The organism is Mesorhizobium sp. P2_B11, from assembly GCF_056404855.1.
The window spans coordinates 675,462-694,216 of record NZ_JBFUDF010000002.1; the positions used below are offsets into that span (position 1 = coordinate 675,462).

General features: G+C 62.4%; 18 protein-coding genes and 1 tRNA gene. 12 read left to right on the plus strand and 7 right to left on the minus strand.

What is annotated here, in order from left to right:
• Positions 1-2: 2 nt before the first annotated feature.
• The gene (gene tkt / locus AC1DYJ_RS07670; RefSeq protein WP_477283738.1) at positions 3-1,994 is read right to left on the minus strand and encodes a transketolase; all 1,992 of its coding nucleotides are present in this window, start codon (positions 1,992-1,994) and stop codon (positions 3-5) included.
• Positions 1,995-2,256: 262 nt separating this feature from the next.
• On the opposite strand from tkt, the gene AC1DYJ_RS07675 reads away from it, so the two are divergent.
• From AC1DYJ_RS07675 to AC1DYJ_RS07690, 4 genes are all read left to right on the plus strand, one after another.
• Positions 2,257-2,529 carry a DUF4164 domain-containing protein gene (locus tag AC1DYJ_RS07675; RefSeq protein WP_023670128.1) on the plus strand — a complete coding sequence of 91 codons (273 nt, stop codon included), beginning with the start codon at positions 2,257-2,259 and terminating at the stop codon, positions 2,527-2,529.
• A 12-nt stretch (positions 2,530-2,541) separates the two neighbouring features.
• Complete coding sequence (locus tag AC1DYJ_RS07680; protein WP_023670127.1) at positions 2,542-2,907, plus strand: cell division protein ZapA; 366 nt, start codon at positions 2,542-2,544, stop codon at positions 2,905-2,907.
• 199 nt (positions 2,908-3,106) lie between these two features.
• Positions 3,107-3,766 carry a peroxiredoxin gene (locus AC1DYJ_RS07685; RefSeq protein WP_477283736.1) on the plus strand — a complete coding sequence of 220 codons (660 nt, stop codon included), beginning with the start codon at positions 3,107-3,109 and terminating at the stop codon, positions 3,764-3,766.
• 243 nt (positions 3,767-4,009) lie between these two features.
• Positions 4,010-4,882, plus strand: a complete 873-nt coding sequence (locus AC1DYJ_RS07690) for an MBL fold metallo-hydrolase (protein WP_477283734.1) — start codon at positions 4,010-4,012, stop codon at positions 4,880-4,882.
• A 293-nt stretch (positions 4,883-5,175) separates the two neighbouring features.
• On the opposite strand, the gene rpoH is transcribed toward AC1DYJ_RS07690, so the two are convergent.
• Both rpoH and AC1DYJ_RS07700 read right to left on the minus strand, forming a co-directional pair.
• Positions 5,176-6,087 (minus strand): RNA polymerase sigma factor RpoH, encoded by a 912-nt coding sequence (gene rpoH, locus AC1DYJ_RS07695; protein WP_477283732.1) that lies wholly within the window; start codon positions 6,085-6,087, stop codon positions 5,176-5,178.
• Positions 6,088-6,275: 188 nt separating this feature from the next.
• The gene (locus AC1DYJ_RS07700) at positions 6,276-7,316 is read right to left on the minus strand and encodes an RluA family pseudouridine synthase (protein WP_477283730.1); all 1,041 of its coding nucleotides are present in this window, start codon (positions 7,314-7,316) and stop codon (positions 6,276-6,278) included.
• Positions 7,317-7,342: 26 nt separating this feature from the next.
• Here AC1DYJ_RS07700 and AC1DYJ_RS07705 point away from each other — a divergent pair, with 26 nt between their 5' ends.
• The 3 genes from AC1DYJ_RS07705 to AC1DYJ_RS07715 all read left to right on the plus strand — a co-directional run bounded on the left by AC1DYJ_RS07705 (position 7,343) and on the right by AC1DYJ_RS07715 (position 8,456).
• On the plus strand, positions 7,343-7,726 hold the full coding sequence (locus AC1DYJ_RS07705; RefSeq protein WP_477283728.1) for a fimbrial protein: 384 nt from the start codon (positions 7,343-7,345) through the stop codon (positions 7,724-7,726).
• A gap of 54 nt (positions 7,727-7,780) precedes the next feature.
• Entirely contained in the window at positions 7,781-8,188 is a 408-nt protein-coding gene (locus AC1DYJ_RS07710) for a VOC family protein (RefSeq protein WP_477283726.1), read from the plus strand.
• Between the two features lie 193 nt (positions 8,189-8,381).
• Positions 8,382-8,456, plus strand: a tRNA-Glu gene (locus AC1DYJ_RS07715).
• Between the two features lie 24 nt (positions 8,457-8,480).
• Here the strand turns inward: AC1DYJ_RS07715 and AC1DYJ_RS07720 are convergent.
• Both AC1DYJ_RS07720 and AC1DYJ_RS07725 read right to left on the minus strand, forming a co-directional pair.
• Positions 8,481-9,191, minus strand: coding sequence for a pentapeptide repeat-containing protein (locus AC1DYJ_RS07720; protein ID WP_477283724.1), 711 nt, complete (start codon positions 9,189-9,191; stop codon positions 8,481-8,483).
• Positions 9,192-9,612: 421 nt separating this feature from the next.
• On the minus strand, positions 9,613-9,762 hold the full coding sequence (locus AC1DYJ_RS07725) for a hypothetical protein (protein ID WP_477283722.1): 150 nt from the start codon (positions 9,760-9,762) through the stop codon (positions 9,613-9,615).
• A gap of 101 nt (positions 9,763-9,863) precedes the next feature.
• Between AC1DYJ_RS07725 and AC1DYJ_RS07730 the strand changes: the two genes are divergently transcribed.
• From AC1DYJ_RS07730 to AC1DYJ_RS07740, 3 genes are read left to right on the plus strand one after another with little or no spacing between them, the layout of a single operon-like run.
• A complete protein-coding gene (locus AC1DYJ_RS07730) occupies positions 9,864-10,445 on the plus strand; it encodes a VOC family protein (protein ID WP_477283720.1) in 582 nt (193 codons plus the stop codon).
• A 27-nt stretch (positions 10,446-10,472) separates the two neighbouring features.
• On the plus strand, positions 10,473-11,324 hold the full coding sequence (locus AC1DYJ_RS07735; RefSeq protein ID WP_477426004.1) for a glutathione S-transferase family protein: 852 nt from the start codon (positions 10,473-10,475) through the stop codon (positions 11,322-11,324).
• 11 nt (positions 11,325-11,335) lie between these two features.
• Entirely contained in the window at positions 11,336-11,659 is a 324-nt protein-coding gene (locus AC1DYJ_RS07740) for a hypothetical protein (RefSeq protein WP_477283716.1), read from the plus strand.
• Positions 11,660-11,824: 165 nt separating this feature from the next.
• On the opposite strand, the gene AC1DYJ_RS07745 is transcribed toward AC1DYJ_RS07740, so the two are convergent.
• Positions 11,825-12,040: a hypothetical protein gene (locus tag AC1DYJ_RS07745; protein ID WP_477283714.1), complete on the minus strand. Its 216-nt coding sequence runs from the start codon at positions 12,038-12,040 to the stop codon at positions 11,825-11,827.
• Positions 12,041-12,327: 287 nt separating this feature from the next.
• Between AC1DYJ_RS07745 and AC1DYJ_RS07750 the strand changes: the two genes are divergently transcribed.
• Complete coding sequence (locus tag AC1DYJ_RS07750; protein ID WP_477283713.1) at positions 12,328-13,233, plus strand: DUF2865 domain-containing protein; 906 nt, start codon at positions 12,328-12,330, stop codon at positions 13,231-13,233.
• Positions 13,234-13,312: 79 nt separating this feature from the next.
• Here AC1DYJ_RS07750 and AC1DYJ_RS07755 read toward each other — a convergent pair whose 3' ends face one another.
• Positions 13,313-13,669 (minus strand): hypothetical protein, encoded by a 357-nt coding sequence (locus AC1DYJ_RS07755; RefSeq protein WP_477283711.1) that lies wholly within the window; start codon positions 13,667-13,669, stop codon positions 13,313-13,315.
• Positions 13,670-13,858: 189 nt separating this feature from the next.
• Here AC1DYJ_RS07755 and AC1DYJ_RS07760 point away from each other — a divergent pair, with 189 nt between their 5' ends.
• On the plus strand, positions 13,859-18,412 hold the full coding sequence (locus AC1DYJ_RS07760) for a PAS domain-containing hybrid sensor histidine kinase/response regulator (protein ID WP_477426006.1): 4,554 nt from the start codon (positions 13,859-13,861) through the stop codon (positions 18,410-18,412).
• The last annotated feature ends 343 nt before the right edge of the window (positions 18,413-18,755 follow it).

The window sequence follows — 18,755 nt, forward strand, 5'->3', positions numbered from 1 at the left end:
GATTACTTAGCGTGCAGGCGGGCTTCCGCTGCCTTGGCTGCCGCTTCGGCGGTGATGCCGAAATGCGGGTAGAGTTGCTCGATGGTGCCGGAAGCGCCAAAGCCATGCATGCCGATGAAGATGCCGTCGGAGCCGATCAGGTGATCCCAGCCCTGGCGAATGCCGGCCTCGATCGCCATCTTGATCGGCGCGTCACCGATGGTCTTCTTGCGGTAGGCATCGCTCTGCTGGTCGAACAGCTCGAAGCAAGGCACCGACACGACGCGGGTCGGATGGCCGTGCTTTTCAAGCAGGTCGCGGGCGCCGAGCGCGATCTCGACCTCTGAGCCCGTGGCGAAGATCGTCACCGCGGCATCACCGCTAGCCGCGGCCAGTTCATAGGCGCCCTGGCTCGACAGGTTCTTGGCCGCGTATTCGGTGCGCACCGTCGGCAGGTTCTGGCGGGTCAGCGCCAGGGTCGACGGCGTCTTCTCCGTCTCAATGGCAATCTGCCAGCATTCGGCGGTTTCCACCGCGTCGGCCGGTCGGAAGACATTGTGGTTGGGAATGGCGCGCAGCGCCGCCAGATGTTCGACCGGCTGGTGGGTCGGGCCGTCTTCGCCGAGACCGATGGAATCATGGGTCATGACGAAGATCGAGCGGATGCCCATCAGCGAGGCCAGCCGCATCGACGGGCGGGCATAGTCGGAGAAGCACATGAAGGTGCCGCCATAGGCGATGAGGCCGCCATGCAGCGTCAGGCCGTTGAGCGCGGCCGCCATGCCATGCTCGCGGATGCCGTAGTGGACATAGCGCTGGCCGTAATCGTCAGGCGTGATGTTCTTGGTCTGGCTGGTCTTGGTGTTGTTGGAGCCGGTGAGATCGGCCGAACCGCCGATGGTCTCGGGCACAGCGCCATTGATGACTTCAAGCGCCATTTCCGACGATTTGCGGGTGGCGACCTTCGGCTTGTCGGCCGACAGCTTCTTCTTGTAGTCGGCGATGACGGCATCGAAGTTCGACGGCAGTTTGCCGGCGAGGCGGCGCTCGAACTCGGCCTTGAGCTTGGGCTCAGCCTTGGCCAGACGGCCTTCCCAGTCGGTGCGCGGCTTGGCGCCGGCCTTGCCGGCGGTGCGCCAGGCGTCGAGGATGTCGGCCGGAATCTCGAAGGGCGGCGAGTCCCAGTTGAAGAACTTGCGCGCGCCGGCAATTTCGTCAGCGCCGAGCGGCGAACCATGCGCCTTGTTGGTGCCGGCCTTGGTCGGCGCGCCGAAGCCGATGGTCGTCTTGCAGGCGATCATCGTCGGCTTGTCGGAATGGCGGGCGGCCTCGATGGCATAGGCGATTGCCTCAGGATCGGTGCCGTCGATGTGGCTGGCGTTCCAGCCGCTAGCCTGGAAGCGGGCGACCTGGTCAGTGTTGTCGGCAAGCGAGACCGGGCCGTCGATGGAGATGTTGTTGTTGTCCCAGAAGACGATCAGCTTGTTCAGCTTGAGGTGGCCGGCAAGCGCGATGGCTTCCTGCGACACGCCTTCCATCAGGCAGCCGTCACCGGCCAGCACATAGGTGTAGTGGCTGACGAGGTCGTTGCCGAAAGCGGCGTTCATGATGCGCTCGCCGAGCGCGAAGCCGACCGAATTGGCAAGGCCCTGGCCGAGCGGGCCGGTCGTCGTCTCGATACCGGTGGCATGGCCGTATTCGGGATGGCCGGCGGTTTTCGACCCCAGCTGGCGGAAGTGCTTGATCTGGTCGAGGGTCATGTCCTCGTAGCCGGTCAGGTGCAGCAGCGAATAGAGCAGCATCGAACCATGGCCTGCCGACAGGATGAAGCGGTCGCGGTCCGGCCAATGGGGGTTCTGAGGATCGTATTTCAGGAACTTGGTGAACAGCACGGTGGCGATGTCGGCGCAGCCCATGGGCAGGCCTGGGTGGCCGGACTGGGCCTTTTCGACAGCGTCCATGGCGAGAAAACGGATCGCATTGGCCATCCGGTCATGTTGTTCACGCGACGTCATGGTACCTCCAAGGGTGGGGATTTGCGGGCTTGGGCGAGCCCTGGAAAGGGTGCGCGACACATAGCAGGCGCGGGTTTTTAGTCAACAAATCGGCTGCACATTTGCCGGTCTTGTGATGCCGGCGGCAGGCCTACATTAGCGTTAGCGGGGGACAGTCGCGAGAGCTTTGTTGACGTTGCCTTCACCCGGTGCCTAATGTTTCCGGGATAACGCGTTCTGAACGCGAGCGATTCGGTGATGGGCAGGGCACAGGACGAAGGCCATGACCGGGGAAACCACACTCAAGGAAGTCATCCACAGGCTGGGCAAGGCCATCGAGGGCCTGGAAAACGCCGTCGCGGCCAAGCTCGAGCATGAGCGCGACTATTCCGAAGCCGAGGCTGAAGTGCAGCGCATGAACGCCGACCGGTCCCGGCTGGCGCAGGAACTCGACAATTCCGAAGCCCGCGCCGAACGGCTGGAAGATGCCAACAAGGAAGTGTCGCGCCGCTTGGTGACCGCCATGGAAACCATCCGCGCGGTGCTGGACAGGTAGGAGCTGCAGGCCATGGCACAGGTCACGGTTTCCATCGACGGCAAGCAATACCGCATGGCTTGCGACGAGGGCCAGGAAGAGCACCTGATCGACCTTGCCGAGCGCTTCGACCGTTATGTCTCGCATCTGAAGGATTCGTTCGGCGAGATCGGCGACCAGCGGCTGACGGTGATGGCCGGCATCATGGTGATGGACGAGCTGTCGGAGCTGCAGAAGCGGGTCAAGGGCATGGAGACCGAGGTGCAGACGCTGCGCAAGACGCGCGACGAAGCGCTGACCAAGGCCGACAAGAACGACACCGTGCTGACCAGCGCGCTCGGCGCGCTTGCGCAGCGCATGGAAGACCTGGCCACGTCGCTGGCGGTCAACAAGGCCTGAGCCCAGGCTGTTCTCGCAGAAGCGAAAGATTGTCGGCCACAACGCCGGGTCCGTAGCACGAAAGTGCTCGTTCCGCCGCCGACAAGAGTTTCCTATTATCTCCCAGCCGCAATTTATGCGCTAAGATGCGGCAAATGCCGGAGCGTGAGCGCCGCCTTGGTGCTGCTCCTAACGAAATCTGTTGCAGGGGAAATGTGCCATGAGCCTTCGTATCAACGACATCGCGCCGGACTTCACCGCCGAAACCACACAAGGGACGATCAATTTCCATGACTGGATCGGCGACGGCTGGGCGATCCTGTTCAGCCACCCGAAGAATTTTACGCCGGTGTGCACCACCGAGCTCGGCACGATGGCGGGCCTGGCGGGCGAGTTCAAAAAGCGCAACGTCAAGGTCATCGGCATTTCCGTCGATCCGGTTGCGAGCCACGACAAGTGGCAGGCCGACATCAAGACGGCGACCGGCCAGACGGTGAATTACCCGCTGATCGGCGACAAGGATCTCAAGGTGGCTAAGCTCTACGAGATGCTGCCGGCGGGCGCCGGCGAGACGTCGGAAGGCCGCACGCCGGCCGACAACGCCACGGTGCGCTCGGTCTACGTCATCGGGCCGGACAAGAAGATCAAGCTGGTGCTGACCTATCCGATGACCACCGGCCGCAACTTCGACGAGATCCTGCGCGCGGTCGATTCCATGCAGCTGACCGCCAAGCACCAAGTGGCGACGCCGGCGAACTGGAAGCTGGGCGAGGATGTCATCATCACTGCTGCCGTCTCCAATGAAGACGCGATCAAGCGCTTCGGTTCGTTCGACACGATCCTGCCCTATCTGAGGAAGACCAAGCAGCCGTCTGCCTAGAGCAATTCCAGGAAAAGTGTGGGCGGTTTTCCGTCCGGAATTGCGTAGAAACAAGAGATAGAGCGGTTCGCCGTTTCCGTGAAACGGTGAAACGCTCTAGGTTTTCGCGACCGGATCATATCGATTTTTGTCCGGTTTCCGGCAGGGCGTGCTTGACGGGTGCGCCTTGCTGGAAGACCATGCTCCGGGTTCATTCCAGCAGAGAAAATCATTCCTGCCGGAGCGAAGGGCAGGGGACTGAAATTGGACGCAGCTTTGGCCAAGCCGCTGGTCAGCGGCTTCTACGACAAGCCGACCGGAGCCATACAGTATGTCGTCGCCGATCCGGCGACGAAAAGCTGCGCCATCATCGACCCGATCCTCGATTTCGACGAAAGGTCCGGCGCCACGGCGACGAAAAGCGCCGATGCCTTGCTGGACTTCATCCGGGCAAATGGGCTGAAGCTCGAGTGGATTCTCGATACCCATCCGCATGCCGATCATTTCTCGGCGGCGCATTATCTCCGGGAGAAGACCGGCGCGCCGACGGCGATCGGCGACGGGGTCGTCGAGGTCCAGAAGCTCTGGAAGGCGATCTACAACTGGCCGGATTTTCCCGCCGACGGGTCGCAGTGGGACAGGTTGTTTGGGGAAGGCGAGACGTTCCTGATCGGCAGCCTTCCGGTCAAGGTGCTGTTCTCGCCGGGGCATACGCTCGCCTCAATCACCTATGTCATAGGTGACGCCGCCTTCATCCACGATACGCTGTTCATACCCGACAGCGGTACGGCAAGGGCAGACTTTCCCGGTGGCAGCGCGACACGGCTGTGGCGCTCGATCCAGGGGATCTTGGCGCTGCCGGACGACACGCGGGTGTTCGTTGGCCACGACTACCAGGAGGGTGGCCGCGAGCCGCGTTGGGAAAGCACTGTCGCTGAGCAGAAGGCGAAGAATATCCATTTGGTTGCGGCGCATACCGAGGCCGCGTTCGTCGCCTTGCGCGAGGCGCGCGACAAGACATTGCCGATGCCGCGGCTGATCCTGCATGCGCTGCAGGTCAACATGAATGGCGGCAGGCTGCCGGAACCGGAAGCCAATGGACGGCGATATCTGAAGTTTCCGCTGGATGGGCTGTGAGGGCTGCCGCTTGAACTGCTAATCTCCCCCCTTGCGGGGGAGATGCCCGGCAGGGCAGAGAGGGGTGCTGTCCCGCCGGCATATCAGCTAATTGGAGCCGTGCCTTTAATCGCCGGTTGGCGTGACTGACGCCGAAATTTGGCGCTCCTTCACACCCCTCTCTGTCCTGCCGGACATCTCCCCCGCAAGGGGGGAGATYAGCAGTCATCTCGGTTTTCGCCCATCACCATTAGACACAAAAAGGCGGCGCCGGTTTCCCGACGCCGCCTTTTGTTTCGTACACCGAACCCGGCTTAAGCTGCGGGCTGTGCCTCGATGGTGCGCAGGGCCTGCATCTGGCGCTTGGCGGCGGCCTTGACCGCATCCTGCACCTTTTCGAAGGCGCGCACCTCGATCTGGCGCACGCGCTCGCGGCTGATGTCGAACTCGGCCGACAGCTCTTCCAGGGTCAGCGGCTCTTCGGCGAGGCGACGGGCCTCGAAGATGCGCCGCTCGCGATCATTGAGCACGGCAAGAGCGCCCGACAGCATGCCGCGCCGGTTTTCCAGCTCGTCCTGCTCGATCAGCATGTCTTCCTGGTTTTCGTGGTCGTCGACCAGCCAGTCCTGCCATTCGCCTGATTCACCTTCGCTGGCGCGGATCGGCGCGTTGAGCGATGCATCGCCCGACAGGCGACGGTTCATCGACACGACTTCGGCTTCGGAGACGTTCAGCCTGGTGGCGATCTCGGTGATCTGGTCGGGCTTCAAATCGCCGTCGTCCAGCGCCTGGATCTTGCCCTTCACCTTGCGTAGGTTGAAGAACAGGCGCTTCTGGTTGGCGGTCGTGCCCATCTTGACCAGGCTCCACGAGCGCAGGATGTACTCCTGGATCGAGGCCTTGATCCACCACATGGCGTATGTCGCGAGGCGGAAGCCGCGCTCGGGTTCGAATTTCTTGACGGCCTGCATCAGGCCGACATTGCCTTCCGAAATCACTTCGCCGATCGGCAGGCCGTAGCCGCGATAGCCCATGGCGATCTTGGCGACGAGCCGAAGGTGGCTGGTAACGAGCTTGTGCGCAGCGGAAGTGTCTTCATGCTCGGCGTAACGCTTGGCGAGCATGTACTCTTCCTGCGGCTGAAGCATGGGAAAGCGGCGGATTTCTTCCAGGTAGCGGCTGAGGCCGCCTTCGCCGGAAACGATACTGGGTAGTGACTGGGCCATGATAGCGCCCCCTCTCTATTGGAGTGATGCCCCCGAAACGCGGCGGGCATGTGACGCGAGCACCAAAAGGCTCGCCCGCGACAACCGATTTATATAGGAACAAAACCAGAAAAGACAGGCATTTGTTCAACACGAAACAGTGTGTCACGCCAAAGTGAACAATGCCGCTCAGGTTTTAGATGGCGGGTTCAGAGCTTGCGAAAGCCGCCGACGAGTTCCTCCATGTCCCCCGGTATCGGCGCCTCGAACCTCATCGATAAATGGGTAGTCGGGTGACGAAATGCAAGGAGCCAGGCATGCAAGGCCTGCCTGGAAAATGCCTTGACCTGGCTTTTCAGCGGTTCGGGCAGCCGGTTGGCCTTGGTGCGGAAGGCCTGGCCATAATCCGGGTCGCCGATGACGGGATGGCCGATATGGGCCATGTGGACGCGGATCTGGTGGGTGCGGCCGGTTTCCAGCCGGCATTCGACCAGGCTGGCGGTGGCGAACGCCTGCTGGTCCTCGCCGAAACGCTCCTTGACGGTGAAATGGGTGACGGCGTGGCGGGCGTCGTCGCGGCCTTCGGGCACCACGGCGCGGCGCACGCGGTCGGCGGCGCGGCCGAGCGGCGCGTCGACCGTTCCGGTCGGCCGGGGCGGGATGCCCCAGACCAGCGCCAGATAGGCGCGTTCGAGGTCACCGGTGCGGCCATGGTCGGCAAAGGCCTCGGACAGCGCCTTGTGGGCACGGTCGGTCTTGGCCACCACCATGACGCCGCTGGTCTCCTTGTCGAGGCGATGGACGATGCCCGGGCGCCTGACGCCGCCAATGCCCGAGAGACTGTCGCCGCAATGGTGGATCAGGGCGTTGACCAGCGTGCCGGTCCAGTTGCCGGCGCCGGGATGGACGACGAGGCCGGCCGGCTTGTTGATGACGATCAGCTCGTCGTCTTCATAAAGCACGTCGAGCGCGATGGCCTCGCCTTGCGGTTCGGCGGGTTCGGGTTCGGGCATGACGACCGAGACGCGCTCGCCAGCGCTCATCTTGCGCTTGGTCTCGTCGACCGGTTTGCCGTCGATCGTGACAGCGCCCTGTTTGATCAGCATCTGCACGCGGCTGCGCGACATGTCGGGGCCGAGGCTCGCCGCAAGCCACTGGTCGAGGCGCTGGCCGGCGGCATCCGTGCCGGCTTCGAGCACGGTTGGTTCCGCCTCTATGAATTGTCTGGTCTCTTCGCTATGAGCGCTCATCGAAAAAACTTCCGGAATGTTCTGCCATGGCCCGGCCCGCCGACGACGAAGATCAGGAAAAGCCGCTCGACCCCGAGATCGAAAAGGTGCGCGGCAGGCTCATCCGCTTCATGGCCATCAATCTCGGCCTGCTTTTGCTGGCCCTTATGGTGGTGATCGCGGCCATTGTCTACAAATCGCGCAAAGCGCCGCCTGCGAACCCGCCGCTGGCCAGCGACATCCAGGTGCCGGGTGGCGAGCCGCTGGCAGAGGACATCGTGCTGCCGGTCGGGGCCAAGGTGATCAGCCAGTCGCTGTCGGGCAACCGTATCTCGATCGACGCCGAGCTTGCCGACGGCAGCCGCGCGATCTTCGTCTACGACATCGCCGAGCGACGCATGATCGGGCGCTTCGCCATTCGTAATAAATAACTGGGCGTAACAAATAGCTGGGCCGCAAATGCAGCAAACAAGGTTGCAGCAGATATGACCGGTTTTGCCGAAGGCCGCCGCATTGCCACCGTCACGCTCGTCGTCGCCGATTATGACGAGGCGATCGCCTGGTATGTCGGCAAGCTTGGCTTTGCGCTCATCGACGACATCGATCTCGGTGACGGCAAGCGCTGGGTGACGGTGACGCCGACGGCGGGGCAAGGCCCGCGGCTGCTTCTGGCCGAAGCGTCGGACGATTTGCAGAAAAGCCGCGTCGGCGACCAGACCGGCGGCCGGGTGGCTTTCTTCCTCGAAACCGATGATTTTGCCAGAGACCATGCGGCGATGCTCAAAAACGGCGTCGACTTCCATGAAACGCCACGCCATGAGCCCTACGGCACGGTGGCGGTTTTCGCCGATCTCTACGGCAATCTCTGGGACCTGATCGAGCCGAAACGCTAGAGCTTTTCACCGTTTCACGGAAACGGCGAACCGCTCTATCTCTTTGTTTTGACGCAATTCCGGACGGAAAACCGCTCACACTTTTCCTGGAATTGCTCTAGGTCCGCAAACCGACATTCCATAGAACCGGTCCGGCCGTTCGAAGCCCAGTTGCTTTTTCCAAACCGTCAGCCTATATCGCCGGTTCTTGAACGCGCCCATCGTCTAGCGGTCAGGACACCGCCCTCTCACGGCGGGAACAGGGGTTCGATTCCCCTTGGGCGTACCAAGGATTTCAATCCATCCGCCGAGCCTATGGCTCGCTACAGGGCCAATCTTCAGGCCTCGTCAAGCCAGAAGGCAACTCGGTCCGGGCGTCTCCGCAAGCCATGTTGAGCTGCCACTGGGACAGACCCGTCGAATTGGAAAGATCGAGGCCCTCGATACGGGTCTGAAAGAAAAAAGCGCGGTCAAAGTCTATCGGCGCGGTGAACGTCGCTCCTCGGAAGTCCGCCCGCGCGAGATTGGCAAACGAAAAGCGGCTGCCGCTGATATCGGCGTCATGGAATTGCGCTCGCCCCAATTCCGCCTTTGTGAAATCAACGTTGGTCAGATTGGCGTCCTGGAAATTCGAGCGCTGCACTTCCGCGCCCGTAAACACAGCGCCCTGCGCGTCCATATGGCTGAAGTCGGTCCTGTAGGCCTCGATTTTGTCGAACCGGGCGCCTTTTGCGGTCGAGCCGGCCAGAGAAGCACGCACAAGCGTTGCCTTCTCAAAATTTGCCGCAAGGAGATTGCTGTTCCTGAGGTCGGTCGACGTGAAATCAACACTGATCAGGTTCGCCCCGCTCAGGTCCTGTCCTTCCAGGATGAGAAGCTTTTTGTCACAGTCCTGCCAATTGACGCCAGCCGCCGCGGCTGCGTCGCAATTTTGAGCGGCAGCGGCGTTCTGCCAGGCGAATACAATGCAAGCCGCTAGAACCAAGCCGGATGCGCCGTGAGCTATGGTTCGTCTCAAAGTCATTGTTGCTGGACCTCTGCTACTCGCCGACAATCAACCTTACCACATCCGCTGACACTCGAAAGCGACGGCGTTTTGACCGCTCGTCCGTGTGGCCGGATACACCCAATTTAAGTCAGGGCGCCACGCTTGGAAGCGAAGCAATTTCTGTTACTTAACGCGTGGGGATAGCATCTGCGGCAACGCGGATTTGGGTTGGGTAGAGCGGCTATGAGTTCGGTAAAAATGACATGTCCGCGCTGTTACGGCAGCGGCAAGGTTTTCGATTGCTCCAGATGGCGCGCGTCAAAAGGGCATTGCTGCCCGCAAGGCACGCATCGGGCCGGTTGCCCCGGCCAGACCATGGCGTGCGCCGAATGCGCGGGTCTCGGCGCGCTGGCGGAGGCCGAGTTCAGGGCTGTCGCTTAGCCAATATCCTGCGCCCTCAAGGCTTTTTCACGGTCGAGCGCCCGCAGGCTCTGCTAGCTTCTGGCGTGGTGCCGACAATTGCACTAGCATCAAGGCCGAAGCTTTGCAGCAAAGGCTCGTTGGCGGCGCGCAGAACGCCGGGGAACGGATCGGGAAAAGCCGCCATGCCTGCACATCCGCCGCGCGCATAGCGTGCGGCGATGGTATGATTTGGCAAGATGATCCAAGCTCGCCCAAGAAGGCGAGGGGCCTGCGGGGAGAAGACCGATGCAGAAACTGCAGTCGCAGGGCGTCCATCACATCACGCTGGTCGGCGCGGGGCGACAGACCTCGATCGATTTCTGGGAGGGCGTGCTCGGCATGCCGTTCATCTTCGAGCAGCCCAATCTCGACAAGCCCAAGGAGAGCCACCTCTATTTCGATCCGGGCGACGGCAGGCTGATCACCGTCTTCACCGACGAGAGCCGCACCGCGGTGGCGCGGCGCACGCCGACCGAGCCGGGCTGCGTCCACCACATCGCTTTCTCGGTGTCGCGCGTCACCTTCCTGCAGGCGGTCGCGCGGCTCGACGAGCGCGCCATCAAGCACAGCGGCGTCAAGGATCGCGGCTTTATGGATTCGATCTATTTCGAGGATCCGCTCGGCCTTTTGATCGAACTGGCATCCTACCGCTTCGAGCCGCCCACAGGCTTCACCCATGCCGACGTCTTGATGCAGGCGCACAAGCTGCGCGTCGCGCGCGGCGACTACAACATCGCCGAAGTGCATCTCGCCGACGCGATCCAGACGCTGGTGGAGAGTTCCCGCGCGACCTTGTCGGACGACCGGACGCCGAAGAATCCATACTGACGGCCAACAAAAAGGGGAGGAACCACAATGGCAAAGACAGTGACCAAGAGCGCGAAGAAGCCGGCGGCCAAGGCAGCGCCGAAAGCCGCCGCCAAGCCGGCAGCAAAAGCGGCTGCCAAACCAGCGGCAAAGGCATCGGCAAAGCCTGCTGCGAAAGCCGCGGCAAAGCCGGCCAAGTCGAAAAAGCCGGCATTGAAGATCAGCATGTTGAAGCCGAGCGTCAACAACATGACGGTGCGGGTGTTTGCGCGTGCGGCCGGGTTCGACGCCGCCGAGACCGATGCCTGGGGCCACACGCGCTCGCCCGAATATATGGCGCGCAACCCGGCGYATCTGACGCCGATGATCGAGGACAAGGGGCTGCCGCGCGGCGTGCTCTGGGAAAGCTGCGCCATCATGCAGTATCTCGCCAACAAGCACGGGCTGGAGAAATTTTATCCCAAGGCGCCGGCCAAGCGGGCGATGGTCGACAGCGCCATGTTCTACCTCATCGGTACGCTCTATCCCTATGTGGCACGCGCCACCTATCCGGCACTCAACTTCCCGCAATATGCCGGCGAAGTCGGCCACAGCGATGCACATCCCGACAAGAAATCCGAGGCGCAGAAGGCGGCGATGGCGGCGATTGCCGAGCCGCTGGAGGTGTTTCATTCCTTCTTCCGGGACGGCAAGCCGTTCATCGGCGGCAAGCACCCGTCGATCGCCGACATTCGCCTGGCATCGACGCTCGAGTTCCTGGCCGTCATCGACTACGCTCTGCCCAAATGGGCGAAAGAGTATGTCGCGGCGATCGAGAAGAAACTCGGCAAGGCCTATGCCGAGCCGGCCGGCGACGTCAGAGGCTATATCGCCTATGTGAAGTCGCAGGCGTCCGCGTGAAACAGCGATCCATGGTTCTGGCCGTTGTGGTTTCTGTGCTTGCGATTGCCCTGAGCGGCCCGTCCCTTGCCAAGGACAGGACGATTACCGGCAGCATCCGAAGTTTCGAATGCGGCGACAATTGCTACCTGACCATTGTCGACAGCAAGAAGGCCGAGCAGGTTGGCCTTTGTGCCGCGCCCGAATGCGCGAGCTGGAACGAGGAGGCCGCGATGCCATCCCGTTACAAGGGCAAGCGCGTAAAAGTCACGGTTGGGCAAGGGCAGCAGGTCGACGACAGCGGCAATGTCATGGGAGAGATGATGGCGTTCAAGAAGATTAAATTTCTGAACTGAAGCGCGTCGCGTGAAATTAAGGTTTCGTTTACCAAAAGCCTGTCTATTGCAGGCAACCAGCTTTCGGCTCGCGACCACGGATGTACTGGCGCAAATGTCGAGGTAGGAAAGGTCGGCGCAATGCCGGCCTTTTTGCTTTTTTGCCAGTGCGGCCTTCACCGACAATCAGTGATGGGCGCGCCGCAAATTGACGTGCCGTTGCAACTCCGGCATCTCGAAGACGTAGTCGGCCCAGGCAGATTCCGGTATCTGCCCGGCCAGATAGCATTCCAAAAGCAGGTTCTGTTCAGGATCGAGCGGTCTCAGCCCCCATTCATGGTCGAGCCCCAGCGAGTGGAACAGGTTCCGGGTCAAGCCAGAGACAGTGAAGTGAATAGACATCTTCGGTCTCCTTTGCCCACATAACGCGGGACACCGGAGAAAGGTTTCAACCGCAAGGGCCGATAATGCGGGATTGATCATGGCGCCGCTTGGCCATCGCCGATGCCTGGCTTCGTCTCAATCTTGAAACAAAAGTGTAATAGCGAATTTACAGGAGCCGGCATAATACAGGAGATGTAAAATACCTGGCCGTTGCTGGCTTCTCTTAATTAGACTTGCCTTATATATTGAAGCTCAATCGGCCGGAGCGGCTATCGGCTCCACAGGTACAAGGATCGGGGTCGCCGATGATGCGTTTGTGGCTGGCCGTGATCTTCGCCCTGGTGTCGCTGACGGCGACCGTGCTTGGAAGCTCGCCTTCCCTTGCCGATCCATGCGCGGCGCTCAGGGGCCAGATGACCTCGTCCGGCCGTGGCAGTGGGATCAGCCCCGAGCTTGCGCAGCTGCGCCGCCAGCTGGCGGCAATCCAGGGTCTGGAGAGGCAGCGCCGCTGCACGGCGCAAAGTGCTTCGGGCGGCTTCTTCAACGCTTGCGCCGATCTCGCCAGAAGCCGCGCGCAGGTGCAACGCCAGATCGCCGGCGCCGCGATGTCGGGCAGGGATACGTCCGGGCTGCAGGCCAGGCTCGTCGCGCTCGGCTGCGCGCCCGCTGCCGGGCAACAGAAACAGCGTCCGGCGGGTGCCATGATCGGCAGAAATTCGATGTTGTTTTGCGTTCGCCTGTCCGACGGCTATTTCTTCCCGGCGCCGAAATCGCAGTTCGTGCAAGGCGACGATGTCAAGCAGATGGTCGATCAGTGCCGCTACATCTGCGACGATGCCGGCGTCGACCTGTACACGCTCAGTGATCCAAGCCTTGAAACTGAAGAGATGGTCGCGCTCGATACGCGCAAACCTTACAAGGACCTCCCGGCGGCCTTCAAATACCGCGACGACGCGACTTTCAAAGCCTGTGACGTCAAGCGTTACTCCAGGCGTGTCGCCGAACTGAGAGCGCGCACGGTGACGCCAGCCAATATGAGCAACGCCATCATTCCCTTGCCATCGGCCAAGCCGGATCTCGGCACCGTTGCGCAAATCCCCCGGACCGAAGCCGATGCCCCGGAGGCTATCGGCGCTGCCCAGCAGCAATCGGTCGAAGCTTTCTCGCGGCCGGTCAGGATGGTCGGGCCGGCATTCTTCCCGGCGGACTGACCCGCGGGGCCGAAATTCCCTGTTTTATGCATGTCGCGATCCCAAAACCGGGTCACTTTAGGCGACATGCATCGGGAGCCTATTCGCAGACCATTTTGTAGCGCTTGCCGGGTTGGCTGACATTCTTGCAGGTGAGCGGGTCGGCCGGTTCGGAAGCCATCGCGGGCGGGCTGGATCTGACGTGCCGTCTCGGCGAAGCGATCGTTGTCGTGTGGCGGCGTACCGCCGGCCGGTACGGCTCCTGCGGCGGCGGCGTCGGAAACACGCCTGCCTGTGCCTGCATCTTGCTGGCCTCGGTCTGCGACGGGTCGCGATCCCAGACCCGCCTGATATCGAGCGGCCTCGGGATCACAACCGTGCCGTCATAGCTGCGCGCGCAGCCGCTGCTCGCAAGCAGCGTCAGCCCCAGGAAACAAGGCACGATCCAACCAGTCATCCGCAATACCCCTGCCGACTTATAGCCCGGCCGGGGTTCCGCCGACAACCGGCGGATTACCGCAGGGCAATGTGGGCTCTGGGCGCAGTCTGGATGCGTTATGGTTAGCGGATCATTAATGCTTCTCGGGCACATTCCGCCGGCGAACCGCTAAGGGGGTTCGGCCTTGGCTTTCGGGGTGGGAACGGGATGGCTGACGGGACTGTTGGAACACGCGGTGGACGCGGTTCCCGAAAAGGGGCTGTGAACGGCGAGGATACGTCCGTCGCGGCGTTACCCGAAGCGCTGCACGAACTGGTCGAGGCCGACGCCGACTGGGTCTGGGAGACCGACGCCGAACTGCGCTTTTCCTGGCTCTCGGAGAATTACCAGGCCGCTACCGGCATCGATCCCGCCAGCATTCTTGGCCGCTTCCGCTTCGATTTCCTCAAGCAGATGGCGCATGGCAATCGACACGCTGCCGCGCATCTGGAGGATCTGCAGGCGCATCGGCCGTTTCGCGATTTCGTCTATGAATTGAAGGGCGGCCGTCCTGGCTGCCGCTGGGTTTCGATCAGCGGCTCCCCACGGTTCGACGGCGAGGGCGAGTTTACCGGCTATCGCGGCATTGGCCGCAACGTCACGGCTCTGGCCGGCGCATTGGACGACCTTCGGCAGACCCAGAGCCGTCAGCCGGCGGCAGACGAAAGCACGCAGCATCTTGCCGATCTCGAGCGGACGATGGATGCCATGCATATGGGCGTCGTGCTGCTCGACGCCAAGCTCGACACGCTCATCGTCAACAAGGCCTATCGCGACCTCTCCAGGATTCCCGACGGCGCCGTCACCGTCGGCGCACCGTTCAGTCTCTTGATGGAGCTCAACCGCCGCAACGGCATCTATGGCGATCTCGATGAGCAGCAGTGGCAGCATTACCTCGCCACCCGCATCGAGGAGATCCGCGCCGGCTCGGTTGCGCCGCGCGAATTTCTCCATGCCAATGGCAGGACGATGATGTTCTCGGTGACGGCATTGTCCGGCGGCAAGCGGCTATTGACCTACTACGATGTCTCCGAGCTCAAGCGTCGCGACGCCGAGATCGAGAGTGCCAACGCCAAAATCACCGAGACCTTCGCCAATCTTCGCACGATGGTCGACCAGATGCCGATCGGCGTGCTTGTGCTCGATGCGGACATGCGCGCCGAGGTGATCAACCGCGCCTTCTATGATTTCTGGGAAATAGATCCCCGACGCGCCGGGATCGGCTGCGACTTCCGCGAGCTGATGCAGGCCAGCCGCGATATGGACCCCTACGGCGCGGACGACGCCGAATGGCAGGGCCACATCGCCGAGCGCGAAGCAGAAATCACGGCCGGTGTGGTGGGCTCCAGGCAATTGCCGCGCAATGACGGCCGTACGCTGATTGCATCGCTGGCGCCGCTCGCCGGCGGCAAAAGGCTGATCTCCTATGTCGACGTCACCGACATGAAGGACCGCCAGGCCGAACTCGCCGAGGCGCTGGAAAAATCGCGCCTTGCCGAGGCGGTGATCAACGCCGTCGAGGACCCGATTTTCGTCAAGGACGACAATCTGCGCTTCGTCTTCGTCAACGAGGCGTTCTCGGCGCTGTTCGGACAGACGCCGCAAGCGATGCTGGGCAGGCCCGGCGGTGACTTCATGCCGGGCAAGGATGCCGCGCTGTTCGAAGACAGCGAACGCGCCGTGCTGGCGACCGGCACGCCCTATGAGATCGAGGAGAATTTCGAGGTCGAGGGCGCCAGGCGCTCGCGCATCGTGCGCAAGAACCGCGTCGGCATGCCGAGTGGCCGCAACTATGTCGCCGGTTTCCTGTTCGACATCTCCGACATGAAGCGCCGCGAGACGGAAGCCGAAGACGCGCGCAAGACCCTCGCCACTGTACTGGAATCGCTGCCTGCGGCCGTCATCATCTACGACCGCGACGACAAGTTCGTCTTCGCCAACCGCAAGCTGCAGGATACGCTGCCGGCACTGGTGCCGGCATGGCAGCCCGGCAGCACCTTCCGCGACGCGCTGGAACTGGGACACTCGGTCGGCTATTTCCGATCGAGCGGCGATCCGGAGATCGACAGGCTCTATGACGGCGACCGCGAGGTCTGGCTCAAAGCCATCCTCGCCCGCTACCACTTGCCGAACACCTCCTACGAGCGCCTCAATCCGGACGGCCGCTGGTACCAGGTCTACGATATGCGCACCGAGGACGGTACGTTCATCGGCGTGCGCGTCGACATTTCGGAGATCAAAAGCCGCGAAAAGGCGCTGCAGGAAAGCATGCGTCAGATCGACCTGTTCCGCCACGTCATGGACGAACTTCCGGTCGCCGCCTTCATCAAGGCGCAGGATCTGAGCATGGAATTCGTCAACAAGGCCTGGTGCGCGCTGACCGGCATCCCCAAGGAGGAGGTTATCGGCCGGACCGATCTCCAGCTTTTCAACATCGACGACGCCGAAACCTACACCCGTGACGACACCGAGGTCGTCGTCACTGGCCGCGGTCGCGAGGTCGAGGAGCCCGTCACCCATCGCGACGGCACCGTGCGGCAATTGATGACCCGCAAGAGCCGCCTGGTGGCCCTCGACGGCTCGGTGCATCTGGTCGGCTCCAGCACCGACATCACCGACGTCAAGGCGCGCGAGCAGGCGCTGGAAGAGAGCATGCGCGAGAACGAGGTGTTCCGCAATCTCATCGACAATGTGCCGGTGTCGATCTACGCCAAGCGCTCGGACCTGCGCCAATTCTACGTCAACAAGGGTTGGTGCGACCTGACCGGCCTCAGCAAGGAAGAGGCGATCGGCAAGACCGACGTCGAGATCTTCGGGGCGGACGGCGAAGCCTTCGTCGCCGGTGATATGGCCGTGCTGCGCACCGGCGAGACGCAGGAGATCGAGGAGACGGTGACGCTTGCCGATGGCAATGTGCGTCACCAGTTCGCGCGCAAGGGCGCGATGATCGCCTCGGATGGTTCGCTCTATCTCATCGGATCGACCACCGACATCACCGAATTGAAGATGCGTGAGGCCGAGCTGCGCGAGGCGCGCCAGCGCGCCGTGCTCGCCGACCGCGCCAAGTCGGAATTCCTGGCCAATATGAGCCACGAGATCCGCACGCCGATGAACGGCGTGCTGGGCATGGCCGAGCTGCTCGCCAAATCCGACCTCGACCCCAAGCAGAAGACGTTCACCGACATCATCGTCAAGTCGGGCAACGCGCTGCTTACGATCATCAACGACATATTGGACTTCTCCAAGATCGATGCCGGCCAGCTCGTGCTCGACCCGGCGCCGTTCAACCTGCCCGAGGCGATCGAGGATGTGGCGACGTTGGTGTCGACCCGCGCCAAGGAGAAGGACCTCGAACTGATCGTGCGCGTCGAGCCGGGCCTGGAAAGCCTGTTCATCGGCGATGTCGGCCGCATCAGGCAGATCGTCACCAATCTGCTCGGCAATGCGGTGAAATTCACCGACGAAGGCCATGTGCTGGTCGATGTCACGGGGACAAGGGTTGTGGCCGGAACCAGGCTCACCATTTCGGTCACCGACACCGGCATCGGCATTCCGGAAGACAAGCTGAAGGCCGTCTTCGAAAAGTTCAATCAGGTCGATACCTCGTCGACCAGGCGCCATGAAGGCACCGGGCTCGGCCTTGCCATCACCTCGCGGCTGGTCGAGCTGATGGGCGGCGAGATCGGCGTCGAGAGCGCCGAGGGCAAGGGTTCGACCTTCTGGTTCACCGTCACGCTGCCCAGGGCCGGCCAGCAGACAGGGCAGCGCATCATGCCCGTCGACGTCACCGGCGCGCGGGTGCTGATCGTCGACGACAACGCCGTCAACCGCTCGATCCTGACCGAGCAGATGGTGTCATGGACGTTCGATTCCTGCGCCGCCGAAAGCGGTGCCGAAGGGCTGAAGGTGCTGGTCGCCGCGGCTGCCTATGGCGTGCCTGTCGACTGCGTCGTGCTCGACTACCAGATGCCGGGGATGAGCGGCGCCGAAATGGCGCGCATCGTGCGCAACACCGCAGGGCTGACCGACACGCCGATCATCATGCTGACGTCGGTCGACCAGTCGCTCGCCAACACCAGCTACCGCGACCTCGGCATCGATGCGCAGCTGATCAAGCCGGCGCGCTCCTCGGTGCTGCTGGAGACGCTGGTCGCGACCATCCAGCGCCATCGCCACAGCACGACAGGCGATGCGCCGGAGGCGGCAAGCGGCGCTTCCGGCCAGGCAATGGTACAGCCGCCGCCCGCGCGAGCGGCATCCGAGCGGGCGCAGCTGCATCCGCCGCCGGTTCGCGCCCGTGCCCGGGCAGGCGGCAACGAACGCGGGCTCGACATCCTCGTTGCCGAGGACAATGAGGTGAACCAGATGGTGTTCACCCAGATCCTCGGTGAAACCGGCTTCAGCTTCGAGATCGTCGGCAACGGCCGCAAGGCGCTCGACGCGTTTGGCCGGCTCAATCCGCGCATGATCCTGATGGATGTCTCGATGCCGGAGATGAACGGGCTCGAAGCCACGGCCGCGATTCGCCGGCTGGAGGAAGAGAGCGGCACGCATATCCCGATCGTCGGTGTCACCGCGCATGCCTTGAAGGGCGACCGCGAGCGCTGCCTGGAAGCCGGCATGGACGACTATCTGCCCAAGCCGATCAGTCCCAAGGCGCTGCTGGAAAAGGTCGAGCGTTGGGCCGGCATCGCGAGCGAAGCCCAACGCGACGCCGGCTAACTCATATTATTACCGGGATTCGGCAGCTCAGCGGCGTCCAGCGGTATGGTGCGATCGCACCATATCAAAGCTTGCGCCCATTCAGGAAAATGGCGGCAACAAAACCGCTCATTCAGTTACGGGCGGGAGCAAGCGACCGCCGACAAGAAACAGCGTCGAAATCTACCCCAACGGACCTGTTTTTGGCGATGGCTCGGCCAAGATACGCTCTGGCCACGGGCAACGCGCTTCCGTCCGGTTTTTCTTTCTCGGCATCGCAGCCTGCGATCCGCCGGGACAAATGCCGGCGCAAAATCCCGCAAGCTTATGATTCCAGCGGCAAACTGCGGCTCTCCCGGAGAGG

Excerpts from the sequence above, each read along its gene's own strand:
- tkt (WP_477283738.1), bottom strand. The coding sequence starts at position 1,994 with ATGACGTCGCGTGAACAACATGACCGGATGGCCAATGCGATCCGTTTT.
- AC1DYJ_RS07675 (WP_023670128.1), top strand. The coding sequence starts at position 2,257 with ATGACCGGGGAAACCACACTCAAGGAAGTCATCCACAGGCTGGGCAAG.
- AC1DYJ_RS07680 (WP_023670127.1), top strand. The coding sequence starts at position 2,542 with ATGGCACAGGTCACGGTTTCCATCGACGGCAAGCAATACCGCATGGCT.
- AC1DYJ_RS07685 (WP_477283736.1), top strand. The coding sequence starts at position 3,107 with ATGAGCCTTCGTATCAACGACATCGCGCCGGACTTCACCGCCGAAACC.
- rpoH (WP_477283732.1), bottom strand. The coding sequence starts at position 6,087 with ATGGCCCAGTCACTACCCAGTATCGTTTCCGGCGAAGGCGGCCTCAGC.
- AC1DYJ_RS07700 (WP_477283730.1), bottom strand. The coding sequence starts at position 7,316 with ATGAGCGCTCATAGCGAAGAGACCAGACAATTCATAGAGGCGGAACCA.
- AC1DYJ_RS07705 (WP_477283728.1), top strand. The coding sequence starts at position 7,343 with ATGGCCCGGCCCGCCGACGACGAAGATCAGGAAAAGCCGCTCGACCCC.
- AC1DYJ_RS07710 (WP_477283726.1), top strand. The coding sequence starts at position 7,781 with ATGACCGGTTTTGCCGAAGGCCGCCGCATTGCCACCGTCACGCTCGTC.
- AC1DYJ_RS07720 (WP_477283724.1), bottom strand. The coding sequence starts at position 9,191 with ATGACTTTGAGACGAACCATAGCTCACGGCGCATCCGGCTTGGTTCTA.
- AC1DYJ_RS07725 (WP_477283722.1), bottom strand. The coding sequence starts at position 9,762 with ATGGCGGCTTTTCCCGATCCGTTCCCCGGCGTTCTGCGCGCCGCCAAC.
- AC1DYJ_RS07730 (WP_477283720.1), top strand. The coding sequence starts at position 9,864 with ATGCAGAAACTGCAGTCGCAGGGCGTCCATCACATCACGCTGGTCGGC.
- AC1DYJ_RS07740 (WP_477283716.1), top strand. The coding sequence starts at position 11,336 with ATGGTTCTGGCCGTTGTGGTTTCTGTGCTTGCGATTGCCCTGAGCGGC.
- AC1DYJ_RS07745 (WP_477283714.1), bottom strand. The coding sequence starts at position 12,040 with ATGTCTATTCACTTCACTGTCTCTGGCTTGACCCGGAACCTGTTCCAC.
- AC1DYJ_RS07750 (WP_477283713.1), top strand. The coding sequence starts at position 12,328 with ATGATGCGTTTGTGGCTGGCCGTGATCTTCGCCCTGGTGTCGCTGACG.
- AC1DYJ_RS07755 (WP_477283711.1), bottom strand. The coding sequence starts at position 13,669 with ATGACTGGTTGGATCGTGCCTTGTTTCCTGGGGCTGACGCTGCTTGCG.
- AC1DYJ_RS07760 (WP_477426006.1), top strand. The coding sequence starts at position 13,859 with ATGGCTGACGGGACTGTTGGAACACGCGGTGGACGCGGTTCCCGAAAA.